Origin of the sequence: Nitrospira defluvii (assembly GCF_905220995.1) — a bacterium.
GTDB classification, from domain to species: domain Bacteria; phylum Nitrospirota; class Nitrospiria; order Nitrospirales; family Nitrospiraceae; genus Nitrospira_A; species Nitrospira_A defluvii_C.
In genome coordinates this window covers 265,318-288,709 of sequence record NZ_CAJNBJ010000001.1, presented here as the reverse complement: position 1 = coordinate 288,709, position 23,392 = coordinate 265,318, and the positions used below count along the sequence as shown (strand labels likewise).

20 protein-coding genes, 1 tRNA gene, 1 other RNA gene, 1 pseudogene and 1 other annotated feature are annotated in these 23,392 nt (G+C 58.5%); of the genes and pseudogenes, 19 read left to right on the top strand and 4 right to left on the bottom strand.

Annotated elements, in window-relative coordinates; all coding sequences use genetic code 11:
* The first annotated feature begins 121 nt into the window (after positions 1-121).
* From dnaG to KJA79_RS01425, 4 genes are all read left to right on the top strand, one after another.
* Positions 122-1,966 (top strand): DNA primase, encoded by a 1,845-nt coding sequence (gene dnaG / locus KJA79_RS01440; RefSeq protein WP_213040220.1) that lies wholly within the window; start codon positions 122-124, stop codon positions 1,964-1,966.
* A gap of 2 nt (positions 1,967-1,968) precedes the next feature.
* Entirely contained in the window at positions 1,969-3,774 is a 1,806-nt protein-coding gene (gene rpoD / locus KJA79_RS01435) for an RNA polymerase sigma factor RpoD (RefSeq protein WP_213040219.1), read from the top strand.
* A 111-nt stretch (positions 3,775-3,885) separates the two neighbouring features.
* Positions 3,886-3,962: transfer RNA gene (locus tag KJA79_RS01430), tRNA-Ile, on the top strand.
* Positions 3,963-4,037: 75 nt separating this feature from the next.
* Entirely contained in the window at positions 4,038-4,814 is a 777-nt protein-coding gene (locus KJA79_RS01425; protein ID WP_213040218.1) for a zinc ribbon domain-containing protein, read from the top strand.
* A gap of 95 nt (positions 4,815-4,909) precedes the next feature.
* On the opposite strand, the gene rnhC is transcribed toward KJA79_RS01425, so the two are convergent.
* A complete protein-coding gene (gene rnhC / locus KJA79_RS01420; RefSeq protein WP_213040217.1) occupies positions 4,910-5,569 on the bottom strand; it encodes a ribonuclease HIII in 660 nt (219 codons plus the stop codon).
* 85 nt (positions 5,570-5,654) lie between these two features.
* Here rnhC and KJA79_RS01415 point away from each other — a divergent pair, with 85 nt between their 5' ends.
* Complete coding sequence (locus KJA79_RS01415; protein ID WP_246507350.1) at positions 5,655-6,545, top strand: M48 family metallopeptidase; 891 nt, start codon at positions 5,655-5,657, stop codon at positions 6,543-6,545.
* Positions 6,546-6,624: 79 nt separating this feature from the next.
* Here the strand turns inward: KJA79_RS01415 and KJA79_RS01410 are convergent, their stop codons facing one another.
* Complete coding sequence (locus KJA79_RS01410; RefSeq protein ID WP_213040216.1) at positions 6,625-8,079, bottom strand: hypothetical protein; 1,455 nt, start codon at positions 8,077-8,079, stop codon at positions 6,625-6,627.
* 413 nt (positions 8,080-8,492) lie between these two features.
* Here KJA79_RS01410 and rnpB point away from each other — a divergent pair.
* Positions 8,493-8,916: RNase P RNA component class A (gene rnpB, locus KJA79_RS01405), an RNA gene on the top strand.
* Between the two features lie 18 nt (positions 8,917-8,934).
* Here the strand turns inward: rnpB and KJA79_RS23240 are convergent.
* Positions 8,935-9,135: pseudogene (locus KJA79_RS23240) on the bottom strand (glutaredoxin family protein); the annotation flags it as partial.
* A gap of 274 nt (positions 9,136-9,409) precedes the next feature.
* On the opposite strand from KJA79_RS23240, the gene ilvB reads away from it, so the two are divergent.
* From ilvB to queA, 13 genes are all read left to right on the top strand, one after another.
* A complete protein-coding gene (gene ilvB / locus KJA79_RS01395; protein WP_213040215.1) occupies positions 9,410-11,188 on the top strand; it encodes a biosynthetic-type acetolactate synthase large subunit in 1,779 nt (592 codons plus the stop codon).
* A 107-nt stretch (positions 11,189-11,295) separates the two neighbouring features.
* The gene (gene ilvN / locus KJA79_RS01390; protein ID WP_213040214.1) at positions 11,296-11,814 is read left to right on the top strand and encodes an acetolactate synthase small subunit; all 519 of its coding nucleotides are present in this window, start codon (positions 11,296-11,298) and stop codon (positions 11,812-11,814) included.
* A gap of 65 nt (positions 11,815-11,879) precedes the next feature.
* On the top strand, positions 11,880-12,893 hold the full coding sequence (ilvC, locus tag KJA79_RS01385; protein ID WP_213040213.1) for a ketol-acid reductoisomerase: 1,014 nt from the start codon (positions 11,880-11,882) through the stop codon (positions 12,891-12,893).
* 49 nt (positions 12,894-12,942) lie between these two features.
* Positions 12,943-13,593 carry a phosphatidylserine decarboxylase family protein gene (locus KJA79_RS01380; protein WP_213040212.1) on the top strand — a complete coding sequence of 217 codons (651 nt, stop codon included), beginning with the start codon at positions 12,943-12,945 and terminating at the stop codon, positions 13,591-13,593.
* Positions 13,594-13,604: 11 nt separating this feature from the next.
* Entirely contained in the window at positions 13,605-14,390 is a 786-nt protein-coding gene (pssA, locus tag KJA79_RS01375) for a CDP-diacylglycerol--serine O-phosphatidyltransferase (protein ID WP_213040211.1), read from the top strand.
* Positions 14,390-14,635, top strand: a binding site (T-box leader). Its footprint overlaps the gene before it by 1 nt.
* 170 nt (positions 14,636-14,805) lie before the next feature.
* Entirely contained in the window at positions 14,806-16,353 is a 1,548-nt protein-coding gene (locus KJA79_RS01370; RefSeq protein WP_213040210.1) for a 2-isopropylmalate synthase, read from the top strand.
* A gap of 99 nt (positions 16,354-16,452) precedes the next feature.
* Positions 16,453-16,815: a cupin domain-containing protein gene (locus tag KJA79_RS01365; RefSeq protein ID WP_213040209.1), complete on the top strand. Its 363-nt coding sequence runs from the start codon at positions 16,453-16,455 to the stop codon at positions 16,813-16,815.
* 18 nt (positions 16,816-16,833) lie between these two features.
* Complete coding sequence (gene leuB, locus KJA79_RS01360; RefSeq protein WP_213040208.1) at positions 16,834-17,910, top strand: 3-isopropylmalate dehydrogenase; 1,077 nt, start codon at positions 16,834-16,836, stop codon at positions 17,908-17,910.
* 17 nt (positions 17,911-17,927) lie between these two features.
* Positions 17,928-19,130, top strand: a complete 1,203-nt coding sequence (locus KJA79_RS01355; RefSeq protein ID WP_213040207.1) for an NHL domain-containing protein — start codon at positions 17,928-17,930, stop codon at positions 19,128-19,130.
* Between the two features lie 10 nt (positions 19,131-19,140).
* On the top strand, positions 19,141-20,160 hold the full coding sequence (locus KJA79_RS01350; RefSeq protein ID WP_213041340.1) for an aspartate-semialdehyde dehydrogenase: 1,020 nt from the start codon (positions 19,141-19,143) through the stop codon (positions 20,158-20,160).
* Entirely contained in the window at positions 20,161-20,418 is a 258-nt protein-coding gene (locus KJA79_RS01345; RefSeq protein ID WP_246507339.1) for a DUF2905 domain-containing protein, read from the top strand.
* Positions 20,400-21,614 (top strand): SpoIID/LytB domain-containing protein, encoded by a 1,215-nt coding sequence (locus KJA79_RS01340; RefSeq protein ID WP_213040206.1) that lies wholly within the window; start codon positions 20,400-20,402, stop codon positions 21,612-21,614. Before KJA79_RS01345 ends, KJA79_RS01340 begins: the two co-directional genes overlap by 19 nt.
* On the top strand, positions 21,614-22,654 hold the full coding sequence (gene queA / locus KJA79_RS01335; protein ID WP_213040205.1) for a tRNA preQ1(34) S-adenosylmethionine ribosyltransferase-isomerase QueA: 1,041 nt from the start codon (positions 21,614-21,616) through the stop codon (positions 22,652-22,654). Before KJA79_RS01340 ends, queA begins: the two co-directional genes overlap by 1 nt.
* Here the strand turns inward: queA and KJA79_RS01330 are convergent.
* Complete coding sequence (locus KJA79_RS01330) at positions 22,647-23,345, bottom strand: SurA N-terminal domain-containing protein (RefSeq protein ID WP_213040204.1); 699 nt, start codon at positions 23,343-23,345, stop codon at positions 22,647-22,649. The two genes, queA and KJA79_RS01330, sit on opposite strands and share 8 nt — an antisense overlap.
* Between the last annotated feature and the right edge of the window lie 47 nt (positions 23,346-23,392).

The following is a 23,392-nucleotide window of genomic DNA, read 5'->3' as shown; positions in this document are numbered from 1 at the left end:
AACTCGATTGACACTTGTGGGGACCGTTTGTTAGGGTGAACGGTCAACTTTCAATCGCGTCAAAGGCATCCAACTGGGTATCCGACCGGTGGGATCCCTGCGGGCACTAGCGAGGACCGCCGTGGGCCAAGGCCTGATTTCGGACGACGTCATCAACCAAATCAGAGACCGAGTGGACATCGCGGAGATCGTGGGCCAACATGTGGCATTGACGCGGGCCGGGCAGAATCTTAAGGGCCTCTGTCCGTTCCATCAAGAGAAGTCTCCCTCCTTCACAGTCAGTTCTTCGCGACAGATCTTCCATTGTTTCGGCTGCGGGGCCGGGGGCAATGTCTACACATTCCTCATGAAACTGACCGGGGCGGCTTTCCCCGAAATTGTGCGAGATCTGGGGCGCAAGGTGGGGGTCGATGTTCCGGAATCGAGCGGTGGATATTCCAATGAAGTACGCGCACAGCTTGGTCGATTGGAACGATTGAACGCGGCAGCCGGGGCCTGGTATCGACGGATGCTGGTGGAGGGTGCGGCGGGAGCCCAGGCTCGCGTCTATCTCGAAAGCCGTGGCATACAGCTCAACACGTCCGAGCAGTTCAAGATCGGGTTTGCTCCGCCCGAATGGGACGGATTGACTAAGGCCATGCTCAAGGAGGGGTTCGTCGCGGCGGATCTTGTTGCTGCCGGGCTTTCACTTCCCCGGGATCAGGGCAGTGCGCCGAAAACCGGAGCGTCCGGGCATTACGATCGTTTCCGCTCCCGCGTGATGTTTCCTATCGTCGATTTGCGGAAGCGCATCGTGGCCTTCGGCGGGCGTATTGTAGGGGAGGGGACGCCCAAATATCTGAATTCGCCTGAAACGCCCTTGTTTAAGAAGGGACACACACTGTTTGCCTTGGAGGCGGCTCGTGATGCGGCAGGGCAGCAGCAGACGCTGATCATCGTCGAAGGTTATTTCGATGCGGTGGCCCTCCATCAGGCCGGGATCCGCCATGTCGCGGCCACGTTGGGTACCGCCTTGACCCCTGAGCATATTGCCGTGATCAGGCGGTTCGCGTCGAATGTCGTACTGTTGTTCGATCCGGATCAGGCGGGAGTCAGAGCTGCCCTGCGGACACTGGATTTGTTCGTCAACAGCGGGCTCAGCGTCAAGGTGGTGTCGTTGCCGGAAGGTGAAGATCCTGACACCTATGTCCGGAAATATGGCGCTGAGGGGTTTACGGCGCTGCATCAGACGGCCCCCAGCCTATTGGATTTTGCGGTGGAGCACAGTTTGCGGACTGCAGAGGCCGGCACCGTTGAGGATCGGATTCGTGCCGTGGACGCGGTATTACGTATCCTCCAGAAAAGCGCACATCCCATCGAACGGGAAGAGCGGATTCGTCTGGTGGCGGAACGCCTGGGGTTGAGTCAGCAACGGTTGATCGATCGGTATCCCACCCTGGCGGCTCAGGAGCAGCGCCGCCCTGAACGAGAGGCGAAGGTTCCGTCCCCGGCTGGGCCCTCCAAGCTGAAGGGAAATCCCGAGGAGCGTGACCTGGTGCACTTGCTGGTGCAGGGGAGTTTATCGGCCGAGGACCTGGGAAAGTTGTCCCCGGAGGCCTTCTCGGTTCCGGCGTATCGCCGGCTGATTCACTGTGCGATGCAGCATCTGGGACAGGATGGCCGCGTGTCGGTGCGTGATCTCCTCGATGCGCTCATCCATGATGAAGAGTGCGGCACGCTGATTTCTGAACTGTCGATGCTGGAGCAACATTATGATGATGTTCCGGCACATATCGCCGGGTGTTTGGAGACGTTGGAACGACGAGGCCGGGAGCGGACCATGGGTGCCTTGATTCAGGAGTTGAAGGCTGCGGAGCGAGAGCGAAGGGAAGATGACGTGCATCGCCTGAACAGATTGATTAACGATATGCGGATTCGGAAAGCCGGCGTGGCGCCGGTTGCGCTGACGTCTGCGGTGAAGGAGTAGGTATGCCGAAACAAGAATTACTCGGCGAGGTGAAGAAGCTCATTAATCTGGGCAAGGAAAAGGGCTTCCTCACATACGACGATCTCAACAGTACGTTGCCGGCGGATGTCGTCTCGTCGGATCAGTTCAGCACGATCATGACGATGTTCGGTGAGATGGACATTGAAATTGTGGAGTCCGCCGAAACCGAACGTGCCCCAAAAGCTGCGGAGAGCGATGACACCATCGAGGAAAGCGAAGAGGCGGACTCATCGGAGGAGAACGAGAAAGAGATCGACCTCACCCCGGGGGCACTGAGCCGCACCGATGACCCGGTCCGTCTGTATCTCAAAGAGATGGGCAGTGTGGCGCTGCTGAGCCGCGAGGGCGAGATCGAGATCGCCAAGCGGATCGAGGAGGGAAAAAAGGACATTGCGACGGTCGTCTATGGCCTGCCGATGACCCTGGAGTTCGTCCTCAATCTGCGTGATCAACTGAAGAACGGCAAGATTGATGTGCGGGAGATTGTGCCGGTTGTTGAGACGGAAGAAGACTTTGAAGAAGAAGCCGTCGAAAAGGACTATGAGGAGCTACGGGTCAAGACGCTGGACTCCTTGAACGCGGTGCGTAAGGTGTCGGCCTCATTGAAAGACTTGTATGACAAGGCCCGCCATGTCGGCGCCGACCCCGAGAAGCTGAAGAAGCTTCGCAAGCAGATTGATACGGTGCGTGGACAGGTCGTGGATAAGATGGAGTCAGTCAACCTCCATGGCGTCCTGAAGGATCGGATGACCCAGCGGGTGCGCGACCTTAATCTGCTGTTCCGCCAGGCGGAGCGTGAAGTGACGAGCTGCCAGCGGCGTTTGGGTGTCGGCGGCGAAGCCGGCGCAGAGTTGCTGAGAAAGTTGTGTCGAACCCATAAGGATGTGCTGGCCGTCAAACGGAGAACCGGTCTCTCCGAAGAGGTCCTGCAAGACATCAAGAAGCATTATCAGGCTGCAAAGGGTCGCATCCGTCAGTTGGAGGAAGAAGAAGCACTGATTTCGGCCGAAGAGATCAAGGATGCGGTCAAGCATCTGGATGTGGCGGAGGAAAAGGTCAAACGCGGGAAGGCGGAATTGGTCGAGGCCAATTTGCGGTTGGTCGTCAGTATCGCAAAAAAGTACACGAATCGCGGGTTGCAGTTCCTGGATTTGATTCAGGAAGGCAATATCGGGCTGATGAAAGCGGTCGACAAATTCGAATATAAGCGTGGCTACAAGTTCAGCACGTATGCCACCTGGTGGATTCGGCAGGCGATTACCCGTGCGATTGCCGACCAGGCGCGAACCATCCGCATCCCGGTTCATATGATCGAGACGATCAACAAGCTGATCAGGACTTCCCGGCACTTGGTGCAGAAGCTCGGGCGCGAACCGACGCCGGAAGAGATCGCGGAGCGGATGGACTTACCGCTTGATAAAGTGCGGAAGATTCTGAAAATCGCGCGCGAGCCGATTTCCCTCGAAACTCCGATCGGAGAGGAAGAGGACAGCCATCTGGGCGACTTTATCGAGGACAAGAAAGCCGTGTCCCCGTTGGAGGCTGCGATCCGGTACGACTTGCAGCGTCAGATCAATGGGGCGCTGGAGACCCTGACGCCGCGTGAGGAGAAGGTTCTGCGCAAGCGGTTCGGTATCGGCGAAGCCACCGATCATACGCTGGAGGAAGTGGGGCAGGATTTCGAGGTGACGCGTGAGCGGATCCGGCAGATTGAAGCGAAGGCCTTGCGCAAACTGAGGCATCCGAGCCGGAGCAAGAAATTGCGCAGTTTTGTCGAAAGTCTCTAGCGCCGGGGCCCGAGTCGCGTTTGACTCTGCGGTATCGGCAGCCTAGAATCGTGCCGCTCGAACCAATGGTGCCATGACGCGAGCTGAGCTTGCCGAGTGGCCGGCAGGGTTGGGCCCATAGCTCAGGTGGTTAGAGCGGCTGACTCATAATCAGCTGGTCCTAGGTTCAAGTCCTAGTGGGCCCACCAGTCTGAGCATCTTCCGGTTGTTTCATTGCGAGGGGCGTCGGCGCGGCGCTACCCTCAGACTACCCCAAGGAGCCCGTGAATTTACAGCTTTCTCCCCTCATTGAACTGCAGAAGCTCGACCTCCGCATTGCTGATTTAAAAGAACAGCGGCGAAGAATACCGGAACGTCTTGAGGCGAGCCAGGCTCCGGTTCGCGAAGTGAAGCAGGTGTTGCAAGAGGCTTCAACGTCGGTCGACGCGTTGAACAAGGAGCGCCGCAGCCACGAGAAGGACCTTGAGGCGCATGAAGACCGGATCGGCAAAATGAAGGACCGTGCCGCTCAGTTGAAGACCAATCAGGAGTATCAGGCGCATCTCTTCGAAGTGGAGTTGGCGAATAAGAAGCGGGGTGAGTTCGAGGAGAAGATCTTGCTGGTGATGGAGCAGATCGAGCAGACGCAACGGACCATCACCGCGGCCCAGGCACAGCTGAAAGAGTCGGAGGCGCTCTTCATCAAGGAGAAGGCTGTGTGGGACGAGAAGGATCGCGTGCTTGCAGCTGAACTGGCCGAATTGGAGTCGAAGCAGGCGCAGTCGGCGGGGCAGGTTGAGAAAGCGCTTTTCGCGCGGTACAAGAAGCTGAAGGCCATGCGAAAGGAGCCGGCCCTGGTGCTGGTCAAGGACGGCATCTGCGTCGGGTGTCGGTTGCAATTGCCCCCGCAGCTCGTGTCTCAGGTGAAGCGTGGAGAAGACGTGCATACTTGCCCATATTGCTACAGGATGTTGTATTGGGAAGGCGAACCTGGGCTTGCGGAGAAGCCGCCCTTGGCGCAGGACCAGGCTAAAGATCTTGAAGTCGGTGAATCCGTCTAGCAGGTATTCTGCCCCGCCCTACCGACCCTGGTACCCACAGGCTTCTGGCATCGAATCACAGCAGCATGTCGTGTGCCCAGCGGTGTCGCCTGGCGCTAGGCCTCAGCCAGCACCTGTTGTGTGGTTTTGAAGTGCAGTTTCGCGACAGTTCCCAATCGGTCGCGTCCGTATTTCTTCACGACCATGCGTCCCGCCAGCTCCACTGATGCTGATGCGCCTTTCGGCAGCGTCGTGTTCACTTCCTGTGACAGTCGCTGTAGTCTCAACAAAAAATCCGCACGGGCGAGAATCGACGCTGCCGCGACCGCCAAATCCGACTCCGCTTTCGTCCGTTGGACCAGCCGTATCTGTTTTCCTTTCTCCTGCAGCGCGGTAAGAATCAACCGTTCGTCGCCGAACTGATCGGCGATGGCGAGTTCGCAGTCGACCTGCTGGAGCAAATTTTCGAGTGCTCGTGCGTGGCCCCAGGCCAGGAGACGATTCAAGTTTTTGATTTTGGCGTAGAGCTCGTTGTACCGTTGTGGCCCAATGGCGACGATGCTGTGCGGACAGAGCAGCCGGATGTCGGGCGCCATTTCCAAAATCCGTCCGTCCGCGATTTTTTTGCTGTCTCGCACCTGCATGAGGGCCAGGTCCTGCTCTGACGCCGGCGTGACGAAAACGGCAGCAATCACCAGTGGTCCGAAGTAGTCTCCCTTGCCGGACTCGTCGATCCCGATGCGGTTGAGTGATGAGAGCGTCGTGGTGGCCGGCACTCGGTGAAACTCCCAGTGGAAACGGGTGGGGCGGAGCGGTAATCTAACAGAGCTCACCAAGCTGGTCAATTTGCGGAGGCGTGTGATGGCATGTGAACGGCATCAGAGTACTCGGTGGCAACCCGGAGCATCATCCAGGGGGCAGTGGTTCCTGCTCTGCATCGTGATTATGCTGGCGACGACGGGCTGCCAAAGCAATCCGTACACCGGACGATGGCAGCTCATGATGATGCCGATGTCGCAGGAAGTGCAGATGGGGGCGCAGGCCTATGCCGAGGTCAAGAGCGACCCTAACATGAAGGCGTCGACCGATCCGCGTGAGATTGAGCCAGTCAAGCGGGTGGCCGCGCGAGTGATCGAGGCCGCCAAACGATCCAAATACAGTGAGATGGCCAACCAGTTTGAATGGGAAGTGACGGTCATCAAGGATGACAAGACCATGAACGCGTTCGCCCTGCCGGGTGGAAAAATCGCCGTCTATACCGGCATTTTTCCGGTCGCGAAGACGGAGTCGGGACTCGCGGCGGTGATGGGCCATGAAGTCGTGCATGCGTTGGCTCGCCATGGCGGAGAGCGCATGAGTCAGAACACGTTGGCGCAGACCACGCTGCAAGCGATCGGGATTGCGCTTGGGGTGAGTGGGGCCAATCCGGTTGTCTCCCAAGCGGGGATGGCGGCCTTGGGTCTGGGAGCTCAGGTCGGGGTGTTGCTCCCGTTCAGTCGGAAACACGAGTCGGAGGCGGACTACGTGGGCGTATTACTGGCGGCGGATGCCGGTTACGACCCGCGTGAGGCCATTCATTTGTGGCAGAGAATGGGTGAGTTGTCCGGAGGGAAATCTCCGTCGGAATTCATGTCCACTCACCCCAGCCACGAAACCAGAATTCAGCAGCTTGAAGAATGGATGGCCGAAGCCATGCCGATTTACCAGTCCAAGCCGCCTGCACCGAACAGTGAATTGCCGGCGCTTCGCTGACTCTTAATGTGTCCGACCTTTCACTATCCACCGTAGGTCTGTTGTCGGGGCATACGCCGAGACGCATGCCCCGCATAATCTAGAAGTAGGTCGCAGCCGATACCACTACCGCATCGTCGTGAATTCGCTGGCTGGTATTGGGGTTGAACGCACGCATGCCGAATTGATACGAGACCTTGAACACTGTGTCCTCGATCGGGCGGAAATTCAGTCCGAGGCTCAGCTGTTCGAGATCGCCGAATCCTCCGATGGCATCCCGGTTGGTGTCGATCTTGTCCCACCGGACCACCGCTGTCAGGGTGGATCCCTCCGAAAAACGTCGCGGCAACATCCGTCGCAGCATCTCCGGCATAAAGTGATAATTCCCCTGGATGTAATACCCATTCATCCGCTGCGGGCGCAGGCGTCCTGTGTCGGGATCGATGGCCGGACTGCCGTCCAGATTCCGGGAATTGTTCTTCACATAGGCCCATGCGGCTTCGCCGATCAGTTCAAAGGGGCCTCGCTGCAGTGTCCAATCCAGTACGAAGATCGACAGCGATCGTTTGCTCTCCGGATCATAGGTGCCATGGTATCCGGATCCGGCGATTTCGACTCCGAGCACCGGACTGTAGGCTACTCGTCCGACCACGGCCTTGCCGCGGTTGTTGTCGAATCCGTCGTCCGTTAAAGATTTGCGCTGCCGAGAGTTCTTCAATCCACTGGCCTCTCCGATCCTGGCCGTCCCATCCGGTTGATAGCCGTTCGGCCCTTGCGTGACATAAAACTCATAATCCATCTTGCCGGAACGACCCGGATAGAACGTGCCGTAGAAGCCGGCGCCGGCCTCGGACATGGTGGTCGGGATGATGAGTTGGTTGACCAGCGGGCGATCCGTGAGATCGTTCAAGGGAGAGTCGTGCAAGAGATTGAACTTGCCTACGGGTAAGAGAATGATGCCCGCGCGGAGGTTGATCGGCTCATGGATAAGGTAGTCGACGTGGGCGAACTCCAGGCTGACCTCGGTCTCGGTTCCTTCGCGGATGCCGTGTTCGATTTCGAGCTCGGAGGCGAATTTCACATGCTCCGTAATGTCGGCGTAAATAAACGGGACGAAGCGTTGCTGGTCGAACGAGCTGTTCGTACTGCCGATGCCGGGATTGCTGCCGGCCGCGCCCGCGCCGTTGTCGATTACGTCCTTCCGGTGATTGCGGTATTGTAGGTCAAAGTATCCGCCGACAAAGGCTTTGGGGGCGTTGACGAAGGGTTTGGCATAGATCATGGTGCCGGAACCGGACGTGCCAAAGGAAAGGGGCGCTTGTTTTTTTTGCCGAGAATCCCGCGCGATATCCGGGAGGACCGCGCCGGCCGGAGACCCGGATGAATCGGGCGGGGTGTCCGACTCGGGCGATTCGGCCGGTGGAAGAGCTCGCTGAAGTTGGCGATTGTGCTGCTCGAGTTCCTGCAGACGTTGCTCCAGTTTGCGCATGCGAGTTTCGACGCTTTCGTCGTCTGCGAGGGCGTTGGTGACGATCAGGGCGCTGAGAAAAACCATCCAGAGTGATGCTTGAGTCCGCATCATCATTCTCCTAACTGTTCATGAAGTGAATAGTAATGACTCGGGACTCTGGATGGTCTCTGGCCTGGAGGACATTGAGGCGTCGGGTTGGATTGTCGGTACGGGGCCTCCTTTCTTTCTCTCCGGCAGCAGCCGGTGAACCACTCGCGACAGCTGGGCAAAACTATCAGGGCATGTGCAAAAACTAGGCTGGAGTCGGGGAGGGCGTGAGGCGGCATTGCGAAACACTTGGCGCGGGGATTTTATGGACAGATCGGTAGTTGAACTAAGAGCGGTGGAGAAATGGTGCGATCGTGCTGCGTGCAGACTGTGCGGGAACGCTCAGGTTGGCACGAGGATCGGTGGCTTGAATCGCTCGGCCTACGAACTTTATACTGAACTGGCGCGCTGGGGGGACACGGGTGGTCGCTCGTCGAGCAGGCTCGGCGGGAGGAAAGTCCGGACTCCAAGGGCAAGGACGCTGGATAACATCCAGGCGGAGCGATCCGACACCAGCACCACAGAAAACAAACCGCCGATGGCCGCTGTTGGAGACCTTGGTTTCTTCCGGCGGCTCAGGTAAGGGTGAAACGGCGGGGTAAGAGCCCACCGCGGTGATGGCGACATCAACGGCACGGTAAGCGTCGTCCGGAGCAAGACCAAATAGGGAGACGCCCGCGGGCTCGTAGAGCTCAGCGGAAAGGCTGGCCCGGCCGAAGTCTCCGGGTAGGTTGCTTGAGGCTTGAGGTAACTCGAGTCCCAGAGAAATGATCACCCCCGGGTGAGCGCAAGCTTCACGCGGGACAGAATCCGGCTTATAGGGTTTCTCCAACGCGCCCTTTTTATCGCTTTGCGCAGCTCTCCCCCGGTGACTTTGCCGGAAAAAATTTCCCGGTCGTCCAGCAGTACCACGGGTATCCGATCACCATAGTGCAGACGCAGGTGTTCGTCGTTGTCGACGTCGACGATGGTCAGTTGAAAGGCGAGATCCTTTTGCACCTGGGCAGCCACGCGGGCTACCACATGGCACAAGTGGCATTCTCGGCGGGACATGATGGTGACGCGCATGGGGCTCATCGGGAGTCGGCTCCACAGTGCGAGCACGTTCGTATAACACGGGGCGGTGATCGAGACCAGTCTGTTGCGCAGAGAATCCGCTTCTCGGCTCTCTTGACCTCACTTGCGGGCTGGTGATACGATCCGCCATCTTACCCGTTGATTTTTCAGAAAGATCGTAGCAGTCTGTGTCGCGAATGTGTCGTAGCGCGGCGGTGTTGTTAGTTCAGACATCACGTCCTTCGCCTCGATGCGCGAAGGGGAGGTTGATATGAAGTTGACAGGGGCTGAAATCCTCATCGAGTGCTTAAAGGCGGAAGGCGTGAAAACGATTTTCGCTCTGCCGGGTGGCGTCGTGCTGAAGATTTTCGACATGCTGCACCAGCAGAAGGACATCGAGGTCGTCTTGACCCGGCACGAACAGGGCGCCGGGCATATGGCGGAAGGGTATGCCAAGGCCACGGGGAAGGCCGGTGTCTGCTTAGTGACGTCCGGACCCGGCATGACGAATGTGATTACCGCGTTGGCCGACGCCTATATGGATTCGGTTCCGCTTGTGTGTATCAGCGGGCAGGTGTCCACGAGTTTGATCGGAAATGATGCGTTTCAGGAAGCGGATAACATCGGCCTGAGTCGACCCTGCACGAAGTACAACTTCCTTGTGAAAGATGTGAACGACCTCGCCACGACCATCAAGGAAGCGTTCTACATTGCGACGACCGGGCGTCCCGGGCCCGTGCTGGTGGACATACCGAAAGACGTGTCCATGGCCAAAGCCGAGTTCACCTATCCCAGCTCCGTGGCGATTCGCGGCTATAACCCGACGTATGAGGGCAATAAGTGGCAGATCAAGCAGGCCGCTGAAGCCATCATGAAGGCAAAGAAGCCGATTCTCTATGTCGGTGGTGGTGTGGTGTTCTCCCAGGCGGCCAAGGAACTGCTGGAATTGGCGGAGATGACGCAGATTCCTGTGGACATGACGCTGATGGGGCTCGGGGCCTTCCCCGGCGAACATCCCTTGTCGATGGGCATGATGGGCATGCATGGGACTTACTGCGCCAACATGGCCGTCCACTATTCTGATCTGGTCATTGCAGTGGGGGCGCGTTTCGATGATCGAGTGACGGGCAAGGTGTCGGAGTTCTGTCCGTTCGCGAAGGTGATTCACATCGATATCGACCCGACCTCGATCCGAAAGAACATCCATGTCGACATTCCGATCGTGGGGGATTGCAAGGCCGTGTTGCGGGAGTTGAACCAGATTCTCCGAGCCACGGTGAACGGCAATCAAAAAGATCTGCGCAAGCCCTGGTGGGATCAAATCCGCGAGTGGCAGCAGGCACACCCGCTCGCCTACCAACAAGACCCCGATGGTGCGATTAAGCCGCAACACGTCGTCAAGCGGCTGTATGAATTGACCAAGGATCGAGACCCGATCGTGGCGACAGACGTCGGGCAACATCAGATGTGGACGGCCCAATACTTTAAGCTCGCCAGGCCGAATCGCTGGTTGACCTCGGGTGGGTTGGGCACGATGGGGTTCGGCCTCCCTGCGGCGATGGGCGCACAGGCTGCGTTTAGAGATCGTCTGGTGCTCTGCGTTGCCGGAGACGGTAGCATCCAAATGAATATGCAGGAAATGGCCACCGCCGTGGTGTCGAAGCTGCCAGTCAAGGTCATCATCCTGAACAACCGGTTCCATGGCATGGTGCGTCAGTGGCAGGACCTGTTCTACGAGGGGCGGTATGCCTCCAGTTATCTGGAGACGACGCCGGATTTTGTGAAATTGGCCGAAGCCTATGGCGCGGTTGGTTTGCGCGCCAGCAAGTTGGGTGATCTCGACGCGGTGCTGAAAGAGGCCGTCAGTATTGAGAAGCCGGTGATCGTGGACGTCCCGACCTATCCCTTCGAGAACTGTTACCCGATGATTCCTGCCGGCGGTTGCAATCACGAGATGATTCTCGAAGATCCGCCGGAATTAAAACAACGAATGGCAGGTGGACCCAGTGTCGGGTCCGACGAAAATAAAGATACCATTCTGACCGCGTAGGAGAAGGGGCTGCTGGCCGGTAGTGCCGTGTATCATTGATGACCGGAGAGACGGCCGCTTTGGGGTGGACGCTCCGAGGCTACCGGGTGTGCGCTCGTGGGAATGCCATGGAACATATTATCTCAGTCACCGTAGAGAATAAATTTGGTGTGTTGTCCCGCGTGGCGGGATTGTTCAGCGGACGCGGGTTCAATATCGAGAGTCTGTCCGTTGCTCCGACCCTCGATCCCTCGATGTCGCAGATGACGATTGTCACGTCCGGAGATGAGCGGATCGTGGAGCAAATCGTCAAACAGCTCAATAAGCTGATCGATGTGATCAAGGTCGTGGACCTCAATGAAAGCGACTTCGTTTCACGGGAGACGGCGTTGATCAAGGTGCATACGAAGGCAGAGGATCGTGCCGAAGCGCTGCGAATCGCCGATATTTTTCGGGCCAACGTGATCGACTCGACGCCGTCGACCTATACCATCGAGGTCACCGGTGACCCCAAAAAACTCGAGGCCATCATCAACCTGCTTCAGCCGCTCGGTATCAAGGAGCTGATTCGGACGGGGCGGGTGGCAATTGCGCGTGAGGCGATCCGGCCGGCCGTCAGCCAACCTAAGAAGCTCGCACGCGAATAGCGCGCATCCTCTCTGTGCAGCTGTCGTTTCCATCCATGTGCCCTATGAATATTCAGGAGTGATGTATGAAGATCTATTACGACAAGGACGCCGATTTACAGCTCATTCGCGGAAAGAAAGTGGCCGTGATCGGCTATGGGAGCCAAGGCCATGCCCATTCGCTCAATCTCAAAGAAAGCGGCGCCACTGTCGTCGTGGGTCTGCGTGAAGGCAGTTCATGGAAAAAGGCTGAAGCGAGCGGGTTGAAGGTCATGCCGGTGGCTGATGCCGTCAAGGCCTCCGATGTCATTATGATCCTGGCGCCCGATGAAGCGCAGGCGGCGATTTATCGGCAGGAGATCGCGCCGAATCTGAAGCCTGGTTCTTATCTGGCCTTCGGACATGGGTTCAATATCCATTTCGGCCAGATCGTGCCGCCGGCGAATGTCAATGTCTTCATGGTGGCGCCCAAAGGGCCAGGTCATCTGGTCCGGTCCGAATACACCAAGGGCAGCGGCGTGCCCTGCTTATTGGCTGTGCACCAGGATCCCAGCGGTAATACCCGCCAAGTGGGCTTAGCCTATGCCAGCGCGGTCGGCGGCGGGCGGGCCGGGATCATTGAGACCAATTTCAAAGAAGAGACGGAAACGGACCTGTTCGGTGAACAGGCGGTGCTGTGCGGTGGGTTGACCTCATTGATTCAGGCCGGGTTCGAGACCCTGGTCGAGGCGGGGTACTCGCCGGAAATGGCCTACTTCGAGTGTTTGCACGAGGTGAAGCTGATCGTGGATCTGATCTACCAGGGCGGCATTGCCAACATGCGCTATTCGATCAGCACAACGGCGAAATACGGCGACATTACTCGTGGCCCGCGCGTCGTGACCGATGAGACCAAGCAGGAGATGAAGAAGATCCTGGGCGAGATTCAGAGCGGGCAGTTTGCTAGGGAATGGGTGCTTGAGAATCAGGCCAATCGGCCGGTCTACAATGCTCTGCTGAAAAAGGGCGAAGGTCATCCAATCGAAGAAGTCGGTTCCCGACTTCGGTCCATGATGCCCTGGCTCAAGAAGGATCAACTCGTCGATAAGAACAAAAACTAACCCTGTGGCCAGGCTCCTCGTGGTAGCATGGTGAAGGGCCTGGAGGTGTATGGCTGATCGAGCGGTCGGGATCCCGATCGTGAAAGAAGGATTGCCGTTTGTCGGCGGTCTTGCTGGTTCGACCCTGCTGTGTGTGCTGGGAGGCTGGACTATTCCCGCGGTGGTGAGCGGCGGGTTCCTGCTGTTCACCGGGTGGTTCTTTCGAAACCCGAGTCGCACCATCCCGCAGCAGCCGAATGTGGTGGTGTCGTCCGGAGACGGTAAGGTCATTGCGATCGAGGAAGAGTTCGAACCGCGGTATTTGAAGGAAAAAAGCATCCGCGTGACGGTGTTTCTGAACGTGTTCGACGTGCATGTGAACCGAATGCCTTGCGCCGGAACCGTCGAGGGAGTGAGTTATCAGCCCGGACAGTTTCTCGTTGCAAGTAAGCCGGAGGCGACGCTCCGTAATGAACAGAATGCCGTGATGCTGAAGACTGAGTCCGGTGCCAAGGTTCTCTGCGTGCAGGTAGCCGGGTTAATTGCTCGCCGGATCGTTTGCTGGGTCGGGCAGGGTGACCGCGTGCAGCGCGGCGAACGGTTTGGACTGATCAGGTTCGGTTCGCGGATGGACACGTTCCTTCCGCTGGGTTCGAAGATTTGTGTGTCGATCGGCGACCGGGTCAAGGGGGGCGAAACCATCGTGGGGGAACTCCGATGAAATCACCAACTATGAAACCTCCGTTCGCGAGGGGGAATCGGAAGCGGCAGGCGATGTACCTGATCCCCAACCTCTGTACCACGGGGAATCTCTTCTGCGGTGTGTTTGCGATCCTGTCGGTATTTAACGGGCAGCATCTGTCGGCCGCCATTGCCATCCTGGTTGGCATGATCTTCGACATGCTGGACGGAAAGCTGGCGCGGTTGACGAACAGCACCGGGCAGTTCGGCATCGAGTACGACTCTCTGTCCGATGTCGTGTCGTTCGGTGTCGCTCCGGGGCTATTGATCTATTCATACGCGTTGAGCGGACAGGGCATGTTCGGTGTGGCGGTGATGTTCGCCTATGTCGCCATGGGTGCGGTCCGGCTGGCTCGATTTAACGCCACGGTGAGCAACTCCGACAGCAAATACTTCACTGGCTTGGCCATCCCAGCGGCGGCCGGGGTGATTGCCTCGCTGGTGATCTTTGACTTGCATATCACTCAGTTGGGCTCGGAAGTCAAACCGCTGCTCATCTTGGTGATTACGTTTGCCCTGGCGTTCTTGATGGTCAGTACGATCAAGTATCGCAGTTTCAAGGATCTCAAATTCCGGCGAGGTGATCACTTTACGTATCTAGTCTGGGGCATTCTGGCGTTGATGTTGATTGTCGCGTGGCCTCAGGCTATGCTGTTCGTGGCATTCGGTGGCTATGCCATGTCCGGTCCGTTATCACGAGTCTGGACGATGGTTGCTAAGGGCGCCGGCAAACCGGTTACGAAAGTCGATGGGCCGGTGTTGGATTCGAAAGAGTAGCATTGGCGTTGACGAGGAATAGTAGGGAGTGTCGACCGAACTGAGAGAGCTGGTGGGCGGTGCAAACCAGCCGGTTGCCTTCTGAACTCACCTCTGAGCCGGATTCGTGAATCCCGTATCGACGGGCGGTAATGAGTCCCGACTGATCCCCGTTACGGATTGCATGAGGGTGTCGGATGAAGAGGGCTTCATCCGGTGCTGAATCAGGGTGGTACCACGAGGCTCGCAAGGCCTTCGTCCCTGTCCAGGGGCGGAGGCTTTTTTATTGCCCGCATGCTGAAATGGGCTTCCAACTGTGTTCTCGGCTTGAAAACATCCTCAACGTACCCACGAGGGTACGCCTCGGGTGTTTTCTCCGCCTGCGGCCGCGTTGGAAAGCCCGTTTGAGCATGCTGGAGCACAGGAGGAGGTTGCCATGACTCGGATGATCAGAATATTCGATACGACGTTGCGGGACGGCGAGCAATCGCCAGGGGCGAGCATGAACGTCGAAGAGAAACTGATGATCGCCAAGCAACTGGCACGCCTCGGCGTGGATATTATCGAGGCGGGGTTTGCCTACAGTTCACCTGGAGACTTCGAGGCCGTACGACGGATTGCTTTGGAGGTTGAGGGGCCGGTGGTCTGTAGTCTTGCGCGAGCAAGGCCGGAGGATATCACCAGGGCGTCGGAAGCGTTGAAAGGGGCCCAGCGCGTCAGGATCCACACGTTCTTGTCTACGTCCGACATCCACTTGAAGCATCAATTCCGGATGACGCGCGACGAGGCCAAGAAGCGGGCGGTGGAGATGGTGCAGTTGGCGCGCACCTATGTGGACGACGTGGAGTTTTCTCCTATGGATGCCAGCCGTTCCGATCCCGCGTACTTGTGTGAGGTGATTGAAGCGGTGATTGCGGCCGGAGCAGGGACGATCAATATTCCCGATACGGTCGGCTATGCCGTGCCTCAGGAGTTCGGTGAGCTGATTCAACGCATCAGGGACAGGGTGCCGAATAGCCAGCAGGCAGTGATTTCAGTGCATTGCCACAACGATTTGGGGCTGGCGGTGGCCAATAGTCTGGCGGCGGTGATGGCGGGCGCCGGGCAGGTGGAGTGCACCATCAATGGCATCGGCGAGCGGGCCGGTAACACCTCGCTGGAAGAAGTTGTCATGGGACTCCGGACCCGCAAGGCTTGGTATGGGGCTGATACCAAGGTCGTGACGGAGGAAATAGCCAAAACGAGTCGTCTGGTGAGCAAGATCACGGGGATGGTCATTCAGCCGAACAAAGCGATCGTTGGCGCCAATGCGTTTGCCCACACGTCAGGTATTCATCAAGACGGGTTGCTGAAGGATAAAACCACCTATGAAATCATGCGACCGGAGTCGGTGGGGCTGGAACAGGTCAAATTGGTGATGGGTAAGTTGTCCGGGCGTCATGCGTTCCGCCAACGGTTGGAAGATCTGGGCTACAAGTTGAGCGAGGAAGAGATCAATCACGCCTTTGAGCGGTTTAAGCGGCTGGCGGATCAGAAGAAGGAGATCTACGAAGAGGATCTCGAGGTCATCGTATCGGAGGAAATTGCGAAGATGTCCGAACGGGTGGTCTTGAAGTCGTTTCACGTAGAAAGCGGGACCAATAAAGTTCCGAAGGCGACGGTCGAGTTGGAGATCGACGGAAAACTGGTGTCCCACAGCGGAACGGGCGATGGACCGGTGGATGCGGTCTATCGGACGATTGCGGCCATGACGCAGACCACGAGTAAATTGTTGATGTTCGGCGTGAATGCCATCACTGGCGGGACCGATGCCCAAGGGGAGGTGTCGGTGCGTCTGGAAGAGGATGGGCGAACGGTCTCCGGACATGGGGCGGATACCGACATCATTACGGCGGCGGCGAGAGCCTACCTCAATGCGCTCAATAAGCTGGCATACTTTGCTGCGAAACAGGCGGAAGGGATTCAGAAGGTCAGCTTGATTTGATCCCGACCTGCACGGTAGATTCCTCCCTCCGGTCGGTACGGGTGTGTCGACTCGGTCACGCGACGTTTGTGTGTGGATTCATCATGATCAAGGTACGGCATGTTCGGCACGCATCGTGAGCGCTGCCCGGAATTTCTTGCAGGCGATCACACCCGGTTGCGAGAACTGCTGCACCCGGCCAAGGCCGACCTGAAACTGGGCTATAGCCTGGCTCACGGATTCCTCGATCCTGGCCAGCAGTCCCTCTGGCACCGGTTGACATCCTCGGAGGTGTATTACTTCATCGCCGGCTGTGGCCTGATGAAGGTGGAAGAGGAGTCGATGCCGGTGGAGGCCGGTTCGGTGATCTATGTGCCGCCTGGTGCCAAGCAGGCCCTGCTGAACACCGGAACGAGTCCGATCGAATTTCTCTGCCTCGTCGATCCCGCGTGGAAGGCGGAAGACGAGGCGGTCGTTGAATAGCCGAGAGGAGAGCGCGACGTGAAAGCGAGAATTGCAGTCTTGGCCGGTGACGGAGTCGGCCGCGAAATTGTTCCGGAAGCGGTCAAGGTATTAAAGGCCGTGGCAGTCAGGTACGGGCATACCTTTGAATTTCAGTCGGCCGATGTCGGGGGGCATGCTATCGACAAGGTCGGCGTGCCGCTACCGGCTGAGACCCTCACCATCGCTAAGCACAGTGACGCAGTGTTGCTGGGGGCCGTCGGCGGTCCGAAATGGGAAGGGTTGGAGTATAGCCTTCGCCCCGAGCGGGCCCTGCTTGGCTTGCGAGAACAACTGGGGCTCTATGCGAACCTTCGTCCGGCGAAACTGTATCCCATGCTGGCCGATGCCTCGACATTGCGTCGCGAGGTCATCGAGGGCATCGACATGCTGGTGATCCGTGAACTCACCGGCGGCATCTATTTCGGTAAGCCGAAAGGGATTGAGAAATTGCCCGGTGGCGGAGAACGCGGGGTCAATACCGAAGTGTATACGACCGAGGAAATCCGCCGGATTGCGGTGGTGGCCTTCGAGGCGGCGCGCAAGCGTCGGAAGAAGGTGATGTCGGTCGACAAGGCGAACGTGCTGGAGTCGTCGGAGCTCTGGCGGCGAGTGGTGACCGAGGTACAGAAGGACTACGCCGATGTGGCCCTGAGCCACATCTATGTCGACAATTGTGCGATGCAGCTCGTGCGGAATCCACGGCAGTTTGATGTGCTGCTCTGCAATAACATTTTCGGCGATATTCTGAGTGACGAGGCGGCGATGCTCACCGGGTCGATCGGCATGTTGCCGTCTGCCAGCATCGGGGCCAAGGTCGGACTGTTCGAGCCGATCCACGGCAGCGCGCCGGACATCGCGGGGAAAAATATTGCGAACCCGATTGCGACCATTGCTTCTGCCGCCATGATGCTGTCGTACGCCTTTCAGTTGGACAAGGAAGCGGCGGCGATCGACCAGGCGATCGTCAAGACGCTTGAACTTGGATACCGTACCAAGGATATCCATGCCGAAGGGATGCGGCTGGTTGGTACCACGGAAATGGGCGATGCTATCCTGCAGAATCTTCCCGCATAAGCCCCATGACAACCGGTGTGACACCATCTGGAATCATTGAGACCCTGGCGGGGGACGGCGAGCCTGGGTATGCCGGTGACGGCGGGCCGGCCACTGCGGCGTCGTTAAACGAGCCGAAGGGCTTGTGCGTCGATTCACAGGGCAATCTCTACATTGCGGATTCGGAGAATCATGTGATCCGGCGGATCGATCGAACCACCGGGGTGATCACAACCGTAGCGGGAATCGGTCCTGTGGGAACGACGGCCCAGGTTTCGATGCCGGAGCCGGCGGTCGTCGGGAGCGATGAGGACGAAGATCCCTTCGCGGACAGTTCCGGCGACAAGACGAAGGCCTATACCCAAGTTACCGATTTGAGCGGCACCGTTCGCTACGTGACGGGTGGGCGGCTGACCATCGAACAGGATTCTGGAGACGATGGCCCTGCACGTCGCGCCCGCCTGAACTTTCCCAGTGCCGTGGCTGTCGATCGGGCGGGCAATCTCTATATTGCGGATACGATGAACCACCGGGTTCGGAGAGTCGACGCAACGACCGGACTCATCAGTCATGTGGCCGGTACCGGGCAGGCGCGATATTCCGGAGACGGCGGGCCGGCGGCCCAGGCTGCGATCAATGAGCCGACCGGATTGGCCGTCAACGACCACTATGTGTATATCGCGGACCAAAGCAACAACCGTGTCCGCCGTGTCGACCTGGCCACCGGTCTGATCAGCACCGTCGCAGGAGACGGGACCGCAGCCTACAGCGGCGATCATGTTCCTGCCACTGAAGCGAGTTTGGCCGGGCCCAGCGGCGTGGCGTTAGGCGCCGATGGTGTGCTCTACATTGCGGACACCTTCAATAGCCGGATCCGGTCAGTCGATCCGGCAACAGGCCGGATCAACACCGTAGCGGGGGATGGGGGATCCTACCGATACCAAGGGCCGGAAGAACCCAATTCGCCGAGCATGTCGCGCCCGGCCGCCATCGCGGTCGGTCGCGACGGTCGGGTGTACTTGACGGATTCGGACAGTCATTTGATCCGGGTGTGGGACGGGCGTGCCAACACCATTACGCGCGTATCGGGGACCGGTGTCGCGCAATTCGGTGGAGATGGCGGTGAGGCGTTGGCGGGAAGTCTGAGTTATCCATTTGGTGTAGCGGTCGATGCGGCCGGAACCGTGTATGTGGCGGATACCTTTAACCACCGCATCCGGATTCTGAGGGCAACGGCGTAAGGACAGCATGATGTTGAAGAAAAAGCAGGCCTATACGGTGGTGGTGCTCGGGGCGACCGGGGCCGTCGGAAAAGAAAGTCTGGAGATCCTGGAGGAGCGTAACTTTCCGATCGAGACGTTGCGGCTCTTTTCGTCGAAGCGCTCCGCCGGCGAGGTGTTGTCGTGTCAGGGCAAAGAATACAAGGTTGAGGAATTGACGGAGGCCTCGTCCTTCGCCGGCGTCGACCTCGCCTTTATTTCCGCCACCGACGCCATCAGTCGTGACTACGGTGCACGATTAGGCGCGGCGGGTGTCGTCGTCATCGATGACAGCGCCGTGTTCCGGATGGACCCGAACGTCCCGCTCGTGGTGCCCGAGGTCAATGCTGCGGCGTTGCAGTCTATGAAGCGGGGCATTGTGGCCATCCCGAACTGCACGACGACTCCGTTGGTCATGGCGCTGAAGCCGCTTCGGGATGTGGCCGGTATCAAACGCGTGGTGGTGACGACGTTTCAGTCGGTGTCCGGCACCGGGGCGGCCGCGATGGATGAATTGATGGATCAGACGAAGGCGCTCATCTCATTTCAGGATGTGAAGGTGCAGGTCTATCCGCATCAAATCGCGTTCAATCTCCTCCCCCAGGTGGGCTCGTTCGGCGAGGGCGGCGACTGCTCCGAAGAAGTGAAGATCGTCCAGGAGACAAGGAAAATTCTTGAGATGCCGTCACTGCGGGTCACCGCGACCACGGTGAGGGTGCCGGTCTTGCGCTGTCACTCGGAGGCAATCAATGTGGAACTCGAACGTCCGTTGAAGGCCAACGACGCGCGGGCCGCCATTGCCGATATGCCGGGGGTGATCGTCTACGATGATCCCGTCAAGAAACTCTATCCGATGCCCTTTGACGTGTCCGGCAAGGATGAGGTCTACGTGGGGCGTGTTCGGGTCGATGAGTCGATCACCAACGGCTTGAATCTGTGGGTCGTCAGCGACAACCTGCGGAAGGGGGCCGCGCTCAACGCCGTTCAAATCGCCGAATGTTTGATACAATGAATGATGGATGCCTGGAACGGGATAGGCCGTCTCCTGATTGTCGCAGGCTTGGCCCTCGCGGCGGTCGGTCTGATACTGACGCTGGCAGAGAAATGGCCCGGTATCGGTTCGCTGTTTGGTTGGGTCGGAAGGTTACCCGGTGATCTCTCGATTACGCGAGAGCGATTTAGCCTCTATGCTCCGATCGCGACCAGTCTTGTGCTCAGCATTCTGCTGAGTCTGCTCTTTTACGTCCTTTCATGGCTCTTTCGCCGCTGATTCCACATCGGTTCTTCAGAGTGGCCGTCGTCGCGGGGGGCATGGCGTGGCTGTCACTCGTTTGTGCCCATCCTTCCTCTGCTGAATCCATTCGGGTGTTGTTGGCGCAGGACGCACCGTTCCTCGATGTGCGCTCGGCCGGCGCCGTTGCGCTTGTGAGTGAGAGCGGCGAGACCAAGACACTGCATGGGCCGATTCATCTCACCGCTCGGGGGGATGGGTTGCATCTCGACGGCCGACGTCTCGCGGGTGGGCAGGTGCAGCTTCGCCCGCTCCGGCACAACTTGACGCTGCTCATCGGAAAGGACGGAGGAACCGGCGCGATGACCCCGCTGCCGATCAGCGGTGCCGTGCGGGTGTTGCGGAAAGGCCATGCGCTCTCCGTCGTCAACCAGGTGGATTTAGAAGAGTACGTCAAAGGTGTGGTGCCGTCCGAAGTCAGCTCGGCTTGGCATCCGGAAATGTTGAAGGTGCAGGCGGTAGCGGCGCGAACGTATGCCTTGTACAACAAAATGTTGAGTGCCGCGCGGGAGTATGACGTCGTCGCCACAATTCAAGATCAGGTCTATAGGGGGCGCGTGGGTGTGGATCGCCGGGTTGAGGAAGCCGTTGAATCGACGCGCGGGATTGTGGTGACCCATCAGAAGGCGCCGATCTATGCTGCATTCTCCTCCACCGCCGCCGGCCCGACCGAAGATGCCGTGAATGTGTGGGCCAATAAAGATTTGCCCTACTTGAAAGGCGTCGAGTGTCCGTTTGATTTGGAATCGCCCTATTATCAATGGAGAGCCAGCGTGAAGATTGATCAGCTGGAGCACAATCTCCGCCACCAGGGATTTTCCGTGGGTACGATTGCAACGATCACGCCGATTGCCTATAGTCGTGCCGGGCGAGTCGCCCGTTTACGCATTCTGCATTCCGGCGGCGAGACGATCTTGCGAGGAGAAGACCTTCGCAAGGCGGCGGGATATACAGTGATCCCGAGTACCCAATTTGAAGTCGAATCGATCGGCGCCGAGGTGGTCTTTGCCGGATACGGAGCGGGCCATGCCGTGGGGCTCTGCCAATGGGGCGCGAAAGAGTTGGCGGAACTCGGCTATTCCTACAACAGCATTCTGCAGTACTACTATCCAGGCACCGAGTTGCATGATGCCGCCCGGTCGCAGCTTCTGATGCCGGTGATTCCAACCCCCTGATGCTGCTCAGCGAGTTTGATTTCCCATTCGACCCGGTGCTCGTGGCCGACCATCCTGTGCTCCCGCGCGATCACGCACGGCTTTTGGTCATGGAGCGCTCGAGCGGTATGAGGACCCATCGCCGGGTCGCGGATCTTCCCTCGTTGCTCAGTCCCGGCGATCTGGTGGTGGTGAACAATACCAAAGTGATGCCGGCGCGAGTGCCGGCCAAGGTGCGGTCGACCGGAAAACTTCTGGATCTGCTGTTCGTGCAGGACCTCGGACAGAATATGTGGGAGGTGCTGATCAAAGGGCGATTTCGACCAGGGGCCATGATCGATTTTCCCGGTGGTGCCAGCGGTGAGATCGTGGAACGGAGCCAGGCTCGAACGACCATGATGGTCAGAGGCGTCACCAACGTGTATGACCTCATGCATGAGGCCGGCACGATGCCGCTGCCTCCGTACATCAAGCGTGAGCCGTCCCCGGAGGACCGGGGGTGGTACCAGACGGTGTTTGCCCGACACGAGGGAGCGATTGCCGCGCCGACCGCGGGACTACACTTCACACAAGCATTGGTGGAGTCGATGGCGGCTAAGGGAATCGGGGTGACGCAGGTGACATTGCATGTCGGCCCCGGCACGTTTCGTAGCGTGAAAAGTGAGCGAATCGAAGATCACCGCATGTTGTCGGAGCAGGTGGAGGTGTCGACCGCCACGGTCGAGCAGATTCAGCGAACACAGCGGAGCGGCCATCGCGTGGTTGCGGTCGGGACCACCGTCGTGCGCGCGCTGGAGACAGCGGCCCGGGGGGGACGTGGAATCGAGCCGTTTCAGGGACCGGCCGACCTGTTCATCACCCCTGGGTTTCCGTTTCAGGTGATCGATGCGCTGGTGACAAATTTTCATCTGCCGCGGACCACCTTGCTGATGCTGGTGTCTGCGTTTGTCGGCGTGGAACCGCTTCGCGCTGCCTACCACGAAGCGGTGGCGCAACGGTACCGGTTTTACAGTTATGGAGATGCGATGCTGATTGGGACGGGGTGGCCGGTCGCTACATGAGTTCTTTGTGGATTTTGACGGGGACTTTGCTCTTCATCGATTCGGAATAGGCCATCAAGGCGCGCTGCTGCTTTTGGAACAGCAGGTTCTGATACACCCGTTCCTTGATGATGGCGGCTTTGGCCGGATCAGACTCTCCTTCTCGTGAAGCCAGGGTCTGTGCCTCGGCATATTCGGACGGCGTCAAGGCCACAGCGTCCATGATGACCAATCGTGCTTTGTTGGTGAGGATATCCTTGGCTTCCATGGCTTCGAAGGAGGCCGGTGTCAACCGGTTTGCCGCCAACAGTCGCCGATAGGCCTCTGGGTCGAAGGCGCCGTTCTTCTGAAACTCCGTCCGCTGCATGATCGCCTTCCGCAAATCTTCGTCGGACACCGTCAGTCCCATTTCCTTGGCGACGTGCAGCCACATGCGGTTGTCGATGAGTTGGTCCAGCACGAATTGTTTCAGGAACTCGTCCTTGATCTCGTTCTGTCCTTTGTCTTTGTAGAAGCGGTACGTATTTTCATAGGCCCGCCGATATTCATCGAGCGGGACGACCTGGTCACCCACGGAGGCGACGACGTTGCCGCTTTGCTGGCCGAACCCCCACCAGCCCATCGTGATGACGAACGCGAGGGCAAGAATGCCCATGATGGATTTCAAAAACCATGGATAGTCGTGAGCGGCTTCGCGTAACAGCTTGATCATCGAGAGCGCCTCTTGTCGGCAACGTTTCGCGGATTCTACTCAGGCGG

What these genes read in the sequence shown, in the direction of transcription:
- KJA79_RS01380 (WP_213040212.1), top strand. Translation starts at nt 12,943, where the DNA reads ATGGCTGATCGAGCGGTCGGGATCCCGATCGTGAAAGAAGGATTGCCG.
- KJA79_RS01330 (WP_213040204.1), bottom strand. Translation starts at nt 23,345, where the DNA reads ATGATCAAGCTGTTACGCGAAGCCGCTCACGACTATCCATGGTTTTTG.
- ilvC (WP_213040213.1), top strand. Translation starts at nt 11,880, where the DNA reads ATGAAGATCTATTACGACAAGGACGCCGATTTACAGCTCATTCGCGGA.
- rpoD (WP_213040219.1), top strand. Translation starts at nt 1,969, where the DNA reads ATGCCGAAACAAGAATTACTCGGCGAGGTGAAGAAGCTCATTAATCTG.
- KJA79_RS01350 (WP_213041340.1), top strand. Translation starts at nt 19,141, where the DNA reads ATGTTGAAGAAAAAGCAGGCCTATACGGTGGTGGTGCTCGGGGCGACC.
- KJA79_RS01370 (WP_213040210.1), top strand. Translation starts at nt 14,806, where the DNA reads ATGACTCGGATGATCAGAATATTCGATACGACGTTGCGGGACGGCGAG.
- ilvB (WP_213040215.1), top strand. Translation starts at nt 9,410, where the DNA reads ATGAAGTTGACAGGGGCTGAAATCCTCATCGAGTGCTTAAAGGCGGAA.
- KJA79_RS01345 (WP_246507339.1), top strand. Translation starts at nt 20,161, where the DNA reads ATGATGGATGCCTGGAACGGGATAGGCCGTCTCCTGATTGTCGCAGGC.
- ilvN (WP_213040214.1), top strand. Translation starts at nt 11,296, where the DNA reads ATGGAACATATTATCTCAGTCACCGTAGAGAATAAATTTGGTGTGTTG.
- KJA79_RS01415 (WP_246507350.1), top strand. Translation starts at nt 5,655, where the DNA reads ATGGCATGTGAACGGCATCAGAGTACTCGGTGGCAACCCGGAGCATCA.
- queA (WP_213040205.1), top strand. Translation starts at nt 21,614, where the DNA reads ATGCTGCTCAGCGAGTTTGATTTCCCATTCGACCCGGTGCTCGTGGCC.
- pssA (WP_213040211.1), top strand. Translation starts at nt 13,605, where the DNA reads ATGAAACCTCCGTTCGCGAGGGGGAATCGGAAGCGGCAGGCGATGTAC.
- KJA79_RS01340 (WP_213040206.1), top strand. Translation starts at nt 20,400, where the DNA reads ATGGCTCTTTCGCCGCTGATTCCACATCGGTTCTTCAGAGTGGCCGTC.
- KJA79_RS01410 (WP_213040216.1), bottom strand. Translation starts at nt 8,079, where the DNA reads ATGGTTTTTCTCAGCGCCCTGATCGTCACCAACGCCCTCGCAGACGAC.
- KJA79_RS01365 (WP_213040209.1), top strand. Translation starts at nt 16,453, where the DNA reads ATGTTCGGCACGCATCGTGAGCGCTGCCCGGAATTTCTTGCAGGCGAT.